The sequence below is a fragment of the Streptomyces sp. URMC 124 genome (assembly GCF_051386455.1).
GTDB lineage: Bacteria > Actinomycetota > Actinomycetes > Streptomycetales > Streptomycetaceae > Streptomyces.
On record NZ_JBPQTS010000226.1, the window covers coordinates 1 to 8,220 of the forward strand.

The 8,220-nt window shown below is 73.1% G+C and carries 6 protein-coding genes; 3 read left to right on the forward strand and 3 right to left on the reverse strand.

What is annotated here, in order from left to right:
• Positions 1–72: 72 nt before the first annotated feature.
• Both ACSNOG_RS30580 and ACSNOG_RS30585 read right to left on the reverse strand, forming a co-directional pair.
• Positions 73–744: a potassium channel family protein gene (locus tag ACSNOG_RS30580; protein ID WP_436755957.1), complete on the reverse strand. Its 672-nt coding sequence runs from the start codon at positions 742–744 to the stop codon at positions 73–75.
• Positions 741–1,409: a potassium channel family protein gene (locus ACSNOG_RS30585; RefSeq protein WP_436755958.1), complete on the reverse strand. Its 669-nt coding sequence runs from the start codon at positions 1,407–1,409 to the stop codon at positions 741–743. Before ACSNOG_RS30585 ends, ACSNOG_RS30580 begins: the two co-directional genes overlap by 4 nt.
• Positions 1,410–1,811: 402 nt before the next feature.
• Here ACSNOG_RS30585 and ACSNOG_RS30590 point away from each other — a divergent pair, with 402 nt between their 5' ends.
• Positions 1,812–3,044, forward strand: coding sequence for an IS701 family transposase (locus ACSNOG_RS30590; RefSeq protein WP_436755959.1), 1,233 nt, complete (start codon positions 1,812–1,814; stop codon positions 3,042–3,044).
• On the opposite strand, the gene ACSNOG_RS30595 is transcribed toward ACSNOG_RS30590, so the two are convergent.
• Positions 3,032–5,041, reverse strand: coding sequence for a helix-turn-helix domain-containing protein (locus ACSNOG_RS30595; protein ID WP_436755960.1), 2,010 nt, complete (start codon positions 5,039–5,041; stop codon positions 3,032–3,034). The two genes, ACSNOG_RS30590 and ACSNOG_RS30595, sit on opposite strands and share 13 nt — an antisense overlap.
• Positions 5,042–5,323: 282 nt before the next feature.
• Here ACSNOG_RS30595 and ACSNOG_RS30600 point away from each other — a divergent pair, with 282 nt between their 5' ends.
• Entirely contained in the window at positions 5,324–6,091 is a 768-nt protein-coding gene (locus ACSNOG_RS30600; protein WP_436755961.1) for a methyltransferase domain-containing protein, read from the forward strand.
• Between the two features lie 18 nt (positions 6,092–6,109).
• Positions 6,110–8,203: an aminodeoxychorismate synthase component I gene (pabB, locus tag ACSNOG_RS30605; RefSeq protein WP_436755962.1), complete on the forward strand. Its 2,094-nt coding sequence runs from the start codon at positions 6,110–6,112 to the stop codon at positions 8,201–8,203.
• The last annotated feature ends 17 nt before the right edge of the window (positions 8,204–8,220 follow it).

Below are 8,220 nucleotides of genomic sequence, written 5' to 3' on the forward strand. Positions count from 1 at the left end.
TGTGTATAAGAGACAGGCTCGTACGAGCCGCCCGGCGTTCTCCGTGCGTGCGTGTGCGCGTGGCGGTGGGCGCTAGTCGGCGTCCCGCGTGGCCGACAGCAGGTCCTCCAGCTGCTCCTCGCGCGCCGGGGCCGCGACGAACAGCAGCTCGTCACCGGCTTCCAGGGAGTCCTCCCGGCTGGGGGTGAGCACCCGGTTGCCGCGGATGATCGTGACGAGCGAGGTGTCGTCCGGCCAGTCCACGTCGCCGACACGGGTGCCGGCCAGCGCCGACTCCGGCGGCAGGGTGAGCTCCACGAGGTTGGCGTCGCCCTGGCTGAAGCGCATCAGGCGCACCAGGTCGCCGACGCTCACGGCCTCCTCGACCAGCGCCGACATCAGGCGCGGCGTGGAGACGGCCACGTCGACGCCCCAGGACTCGTTGAAGAGCCACTCGTTCTTGGGGTTGTTGACCCGGGCCACGACCCGGGGCACCCCGTACTCGGTCTTGGCCAGCAGGGAGACGACGAGGTTGACCTTGTCGTCGCCCGTGGCCGCGATGACCACGTTGCAGCGCTGCAGCGCGGCCTCGTCGAGCGAGGTGATCTCGCACGCGTCGGCCAGGAGCCACTCCGCGAGCGGCACCCGCTCGACCGAGATGGCGGTCGGGGCCTTGTCGACGAGCAGCACCTCGTGCCCGTTCTCCAGCAGCTCGCCCGCGATGGAGCGGCCGACGGCGCCGGCACCGGCGATGGCGACCCTCATGAGTGGGCCTCCTCGGGGCCGTGCGAGAACGCCGCTTCGACCTTCTCGACCTCGTCGGTGCGCATCATCACATGCACCAGATCGCCTTCCTGCAACACCGTCGAGGAGGCCGGCAGCATCGCCTCGCCCAGCCGGGTGAGGAACGCCACCCGCACGCCGGTCTCCTCCTGGAGCTTGCTGATCTTGTGGCCCACCCAGGCCTCCGAGGCGGGGACCTCGGCCAGCTGGACGCCGCCGCTCGGGTCGCGCCACAGCGGCTCCGCGCCGGACGGCAGCAGCCGCCGCAGCATCTGGTCGGCCGTCCACCGCACGGTGGCCACGGTCGGGATGCCGAGCCGCTGGTAGACCTCGGCGCGCCGGGGGTCGTAGATCCGCGCGGCCACGTTCTCGACGCCGAACATCTCACGGGCCACGCGGGCCGCGATGATGTTGGAGTTGTCACCGCTGCTGACGGCCGCGAACGCGCCCGCCTCCTCGATGCCCGCCTCGCGCAGGGTGTCCTGGTCGAAGCCGACGCCGGTCACGCGGCGGCCGCCGAACCCGGAGCCCAGGCGGCGGAAGGCCGTCGGGTCCTGGTCGATCACGGCCACCGTGTGACCCTGCTGCTCAAGGGTCTGGGCGAGGGCCGAGCCGACCCGCCCGCAGCCCATGATCACAATGTGCACGACGCTTACCCCACGCTCCGGACTACCGCGCTGACCTGCACCAACAACCTGCTCACGTGTTCCTTTCCGGTGTGCTGCGCCCGCGTGGCCGAATGCTGCCCGCGGTATCGGTGCGGACCGCCCCCCTGGGGCCGTCCGCGCCGGTGCATGGGACCACCGTATCCGCAACGCTCCGCGCGGCTTCGACCCCGTCCGCCGAGTGGCCCCCCGACCCGCCGCCGGGGTGGTGGTCCGGGCACACCTCAGGGGCCCTCGGAAGCCCCGGTGGGCCGTCCCGGACGGCCCGGGTGGTGGTGGGACCACCAATTGAGGGGCCACGGGGGTGCCCTTCACACCTGGGCGCCGGGGGGTGCGCACGCGCACCGTTGACAGTGCCACCAGCAGCCGAGATGGGGGATTCCGATGAGTGGTGTTGCTCTCTATCCGCGGACCGCCCGGCACGAGGCGCCCGCCCCCGCCTGCCCCGAGACCCGGGACGCCGTCCTGGCCGAGCTGTGCTCCGCGCTCTTCGCCTCGCTGCCGCGCAGCGACCAGCGCCGGCGCGGCGAGGCCTACGTGCGCGGCCTGCTGGGGACCCAGGGGCGCAAGTCCATCCGCAACATCGCGGCGCTCATCGGCGGCCAGGCCGCCGAGCAGAGCCTGCACCACTTCATCTCCAGCTCCACCTGGGACTGGGCCCCGGTGCGCCGCGCCCTGGCCCACTACCTGACCCGGGTCGCGCCCCCGCACGCGTGGGTCGTCCGGCCGATGGTCATCCCCAAGGCCGGGGAGAACTCCGTGGGCGTCGACCGGCGCTTCTGCCCGGCCGTCGGCCAGGTGCTCAACGCGCAGGAGGCCGTGGGCGTGTGGGCCGCCTCCGCCGAGCGCAGCACCCCCGTCAACTGGCGGCTGCACCTGTCCGACGCCTGGCTGCGGGACGGGCTGCGCCGCAGCCAGGCCTGCATCCCCGACTCCGTCCGCCCCGAGACCCTGGGGGAGTGCACGGTCGAGGCGTACACCGGGATGATGCGCGACTGGGGGCTGCCGCTGCGCCCGCTGGTGCTGGACGCCCGCGACATGGACGCCCCCGCGGCCCTGCTGCGGCTGCGCGCCTGCGGCGTGCCGGCCCTGGTCCGCATCAGCAACTCGCTGCGGCTGACCGTGGCCGACCCGGCTGTGCCCGGCCGGGGTGCCGAGGCGCTGCCGGCCCACCAGATCCTCGGTGCGGCCCGCGACATGCGGCGCCCGGTGATGTGGCGCGACCACGGCCCCTCGCGGGCCGTGCGGACCTCGCTGACCGCGGCGGTCCGCGTGGGGCTGCCCGCGCTGCGCACGGCGGCCGCGCCCGGCCCGCTGCGGCGCAGGGAGTTACTCCTGCTGGGGGTGGGCGAGAACGGCCACCGCTGGCCGGCCGAGCTGTGGCTGACGGACCTCGTGAACGTGCCGCCCGCCGCCCTCGTACGGCTCGGCAAGCTCCTGGACCGGGTCGACCGGGACTTCGGGGAGATCGCCGACGAGGTCGGCATCCGGGACTTCGCGGGCCGCTCGTTCAGCGGCTGGCACCGGCACGTCACGCTGGCCTCCGCGGCCCACGCCGTCGCGGCCCTGACCGGCGGGCCGGAGGAGGAGCACGTCCGCCTCGGCTACGTCTCCTGAGCCCCGGGGGTGTCCGCACCCGCGCCGGGCCCGGCCCGGTCCCGCATCCGCAGGCTGTGCCGCACCCGGAAGACCCGCAGGGCCAGCTGCACCTCCAGGGCGCGCTCGGGCTGCTGCCACTGCGGCCCCAGCAGCTCGCTGATCCGCTCCAGGCGACGGGCCACCGTATTGGGGTGCACATGAAGCTTCTTGGCCGCGTTCGTCGGGCTGCCGCCCGCCTCGAAGTACGTCTCCAGCGTGCGCGTCAGATCGGTGAACCGCTGCTGGTCGTAGTCGATGACCGGGCCGATGGCCGAGTCGACGAAGCCCTCGACGTCGTGGTTGTCGGAGAGCAGCACCCCGAGGAAGCCCAGCTCGCGCACCGACGCCGAACGCCCGATGACGCCGAGGGAGGTCATCGCGTCCAGGCAGCGCAGCGCCTCCTGGAAACCGTGGTGGACGGAGGCGGGGCCGGCGACCGGGCCCGCCGAGCTGACCGTCACCGGGTGGCCGAGGAGCGGCGACAGCTCCGCGGAGACGGCGCGGCCCGCGCCGCCGGGGTCCGTGCCCGGCAGCAGCAGCACCGCGCAGCCGTTGTGCATGCTCTTCAGCCCGCTGAGCCGGTGCGCGTAGGAGGACGCCCAGATGGCCGTCTTGCCGCGGGCGTCGCCCTCGGGGCGCGCCACGACCACGACGTGCGGCTTGCTCAGGTTGATGCCGAGCCGCCGCGCGTGCTGTTCGAGCTGGTGCGGCGGCCGCTGCGGGCTCGCCAGCAGGTCGGCGAGGAAGTCGTCGCGGACCTGCCCCTCGGCGATCGCCGTCCGGCTGCTCTCCACCAGCAGCTGCACGGCCATGACCTGGGCCACCAGCCGCAGCAGCCGCTCGTCCTGCACCGCGTCGGGGCGATCGGGGCGCAGCAGCAGGGTGCCGAGGTTGCTGCCGGTGCCCGCGGAGATGGGCACGGCCCACAGGCCGTCGGCGAGGGCCACGGGCTCGCGGGCGGCGTGGGCGTCCATGGCGGCGGGCACCAGCAGCGACTCGACGGGGGCGCCCTCGCCGGCGTCCGCGGCGCACTCCCCGCCGCCGCCTTCGGCCGTCCCGGTCTCCCGGGCCAGCCCCGCCGAGGTGAGGATGGTGCCGTTGGCCGCGCACACCTGGACAGCGGCGTTCAGCTCCGCGGCGGAGGCGCGGGCGAGGGCGTCCAGGTCGCAGTCGCCGAGCACCAGCTGGATCAGCCGGTGCTGGGCGTCGCTCAGCTCCTGGGCGCTGCGCAGCCCGGCCTCGACGCGGGTCGAGTGCTGCTCCAGCTCGGCGACCAGGGCGGTGGTCCGGTCCAGCAGCTCGGCCTTCTCGATGGCCACGCCGGCCAGGTCGCTCAGCGAGCTGAGCAGCGCTATCTCGTCGGTGGTGAAGTGCCGGACCTTGCGCTCGGCCACGTAGAGGGTGCCGAAGGGGCGCGCGCCGCGGCTCAGGGGGACGGCGAGGATGGCCTGCAGCCCCTCCGCCTTGACGACGTAGTCGATCTCCCCGCTGTGCTGGATGCGCTCGTCGGCGAGGTAGTCGGGGGTCCAGAACGGCGAGGGGTTGGCCATGACGGCGGAGCCCAGCCCGCTGCCGCCGGGCAGCCGCAGGCCCACGTTGAGCGCGGTGGTGTGGCCGTCGGCGGCCCGTATGCTCACGTGCCGCTCCCCTTCGGCGTACATCCCGATGTACGACATGTCGACGGCGAGGAGCAGCCGGGCCCGCCGGAGGATGACCTTCAGGAGGGTGTCGAGGTCGTGCGGGGTGGCGAGGTCGCGCGCGGTGTCGACGAGGGCGGACATGCCGGCCTCGCGCTGCTGCTGACGCTCCGTCCACGTCCTTATGGACAGGGCGAGTTGGACGGCGCTGCCGAGCCGGTCGACGAGTCCCTCCTCCGCGCCGGAGCTGCGGAGTCGTTCGACGAGGTCTTCGTATTCCTGGGCCGGTGCCCCCGCGGCCAATAGCTCCAGAACGGCGAATATGCCGTCCTCGGACATGCCTTGCGACACGATGCCCCCCGGGTCCGGTGCGCTCTGCCGCACGGATAGAGCCGCGGCACGGTATGCCGGGAAGCTATGCACACGGGCAGTGGTGCGTCAACCGCAGCCGATCAAGACGGCGGCCGCAGGCGCGGCGGGGTGCGGGCGGTGGTGTCCGGACCACCGCCGAATCCCGACGGTGTGTTACTGGATCACCTTCCTGTTAAGCGCCCTTATAGGTGAAGGTTGATGAACACCCGGTGCTTCGCCGGGAGTTGTCGCCGATTCAGGGGGCTCGGTATGACGGGGGTACGCGACTACAGACTCTCTCTCGAACGCAGCCGTCAAGCGCTGGTGCGCACGGACCGGCCGGCCGCTTTCACGATGTGCGGCCGCGAGTGGGACCTCTTACCGGAAGTATTTGCTCCGATTTACTCGCCCGCGACGGGAATCGCACTGGACTTCCTCGGCCTCGCCGAGCCGTCCGCGGAAACGGGGCCCTCCGGGGCACCCGGTGCCCTGCCCCCGGGATCGCTGCTGGAGATCGGCAGCGGCACCGGCGTCGTGGCGATCACCGCCGCCCTCGCCGGCTGTGCCCGGGTGGTCGCCGCCGACATCAATCCCGCAGCGGTACTGAACACCGCGGCGAACGCGGCCCGGCACGGAGTGTCCGGCAGGGTCCGCGCCGTGCGCAGCGACCTCTTCGACCGGCTGGGCGGGGAGGAGAAGTTCGACACGGTTTTCTGGTCCTCCAATTACGTGCTGGCCCCGCCGGAGTACCGGCCCCGGACCATGCACGAGCGCGCCTACGTCGACCCCGGCTACGCGGCGCACCGCCGCTTCCTGGAAGGCGCGCCCGGCCTGCTGGCCCCGGGCGGCACGGTCCTGCTGCACTTCAGCAGCCGGGGGGACGTGCCCGCCCTGCGCCGCATCGCGGACGGGTGCGGCCGCCGGCTGGACGTGGTGCGCCGCACCGTCGTGCGGGAAGGCGAGTACGAAGTCGAGCACATGCTGCTGGAGGTGACACCGGCAGCGGATTCCGCCCGCTGCCCGGAAGTCGTCCGATAACGCCGAGACGGGGGATACGTGCGTACGTTATTAGTCGACAACTACGACTCCTTCACCTACAACCTGTTCCACTATCTGGCCGAAGTCAACGGCCGCGAGCCGGAAGTCGTCACCAACGACGACCCGTTCTGGAAAACCGGTCGGCTCGCCGAATTCGACAATGTGGTCCTCTCGCCCGGACCGGGCACCCCGGAACGGGAGGCGGACTTCGGAATCTGCGCCGATATCCTGCGCCACGGCACCCTGCCGACCCTCGGTGTCTGCCTGGGCCACCAGGGCATCGCCCTGGTGTACGGAGGCGAAGTCGGCCGGGCCCCGGAGCCCCGCCACGGCCGGGTCTCGCCCGTCCACCACGACGGCGCCGGCCTCTTCGAGGGGCTGCCGTCCCCTTTCGAGGCCGTGCGCTACCACTCGCTGGCCGTGGGCCGGCTGCCCGCCTCCCTGGAGGTGACGGCGCGCACCGCCGACGGCACGGTCATGGGGCTGCGCCACCGCGAACTGCCGCTGTGGGGGGTGCAGTTCCACCCCGAGTCCGTCAGCAGCACCCACGGGCACCGCATTCTGGACAACTTTCGCCGGATGACGGAGCGCCGGGGCGTACGGCGGCACACGGCCCCCGCCGTCCCCATCGGCACCACGAAGAAGACCGCCGGCCGACCGGAGCGCCGCGACCTCCGGATCCTGACGGCGGCCCTGCCGACCACCTGGGACGAAGAGGTCGTCTTCGACCGCCTCTTCCGCAGGGGCCCGCACGCCTACTGGCTCGACAGCAGCAGCCGCGACCGGCGCACCGGCCGGTACTCGATCATGGGCGACGCCTCCGGGCCGCTCGCCCGGACCGCCTCCGCGGACGTGCACAGCAGCACCGTCACCGTCCGCTCCCGGCACACCACCGAGGTCGTCACGGGAGGCTTCCTGGACTGGCTGGCCGAAGACCTGCACGCGACGCGCACGGAAACACCGGCCCCGGCCTGCGACTTCACCCTGGGCTGGGTGGGCTACCTCGGCTACGGCCTGAAGGCCGAGTGCGGGGGCGAGCCCGGACACCGCTCGGGCGAACCGGATGCCGTCATGGTCTTCGCGGACAGGGCCCTGGTCCTCGACCACGAGACCGGCACCACCCACCTCCTGGCGCTCGCCGAGGACGGCGACGAGAGCGCGGCCCGCTCGTGGCTCGACGCCACCGCCCGCAAGCTCACGGCCCTCGCCGGACTGCGCCCCTTTCCCGCCGGCCGCCCCGGCACCCTCGGCGAAATCCGGCTGCGCCACGGCCGCGACGCCTATCTGCAGCTGATCGAGGAGTGCCGGGAGCAGATCGCGGCGGGGGAGACCTACGAGGTCTGCCTGACCAACATGGCCGAGGCCACCGGCACCCTGGACCCCTGGGAGGGCTACCGCTTCCTGCGCCGCAGCAACCCCGCGCCCTTCGGCGCCCTCCTGTCCTTCGGCGGCCTCTCGGTCCTCAGCACCTCGCCCGAGCGGTTCCTGCGCATCGACCGCCACGGCCGGGCCGAATCCAGCCCGATCAAGGGCACCCGCCCCCGCGGCGCCACCCCCCGGGAGGACGCCCTGCTGGCCGCCGACCTGGCGGCCGACGAGAAGGACCGCGCGGAAAACCTCATGATCGTCGACCTGGTCCGCAACGACCTCGGCCGCTGCGCCCGGGTGGGCTCCGTAGAGGCCCGGGACGTCTTCCGCGTCGAAAGCTACGCCAAGGCCCATCAGCTGGTGAGCACGGTACGGGCCACCCTGCGCCCGGACCGCTCGCCCGTCGACTGCGTCCGCGCGGCCTTCCCGCCGGGCTCCATGACCGGCGCGCCCAAGGTCCGCACCATGCAGCTCATCGACCGCCTGGAACAGGGCCCGCGCGGCGTCTACTCCGGCGCGATCGGCTACTTCTCGCTCAGCGGCGCCGTGGACCTGAGCGTCGTCATCCGCACCGCCGTGATCACGGCGGACCGGGTCAGCTACGGGGTCGGCGGCGCGATCATCGCCCTGTCCGACCCGGAGGAGGAGTACGAGGAAACGGCGGTCAAGGCCGCCCCGCTCACGGCCCTGACGGGCGGCGACTTCCCGGACCGGCACGAGGCGAGGGACAGGGTGACCATCTGACCACCGGGCGGGGCCGC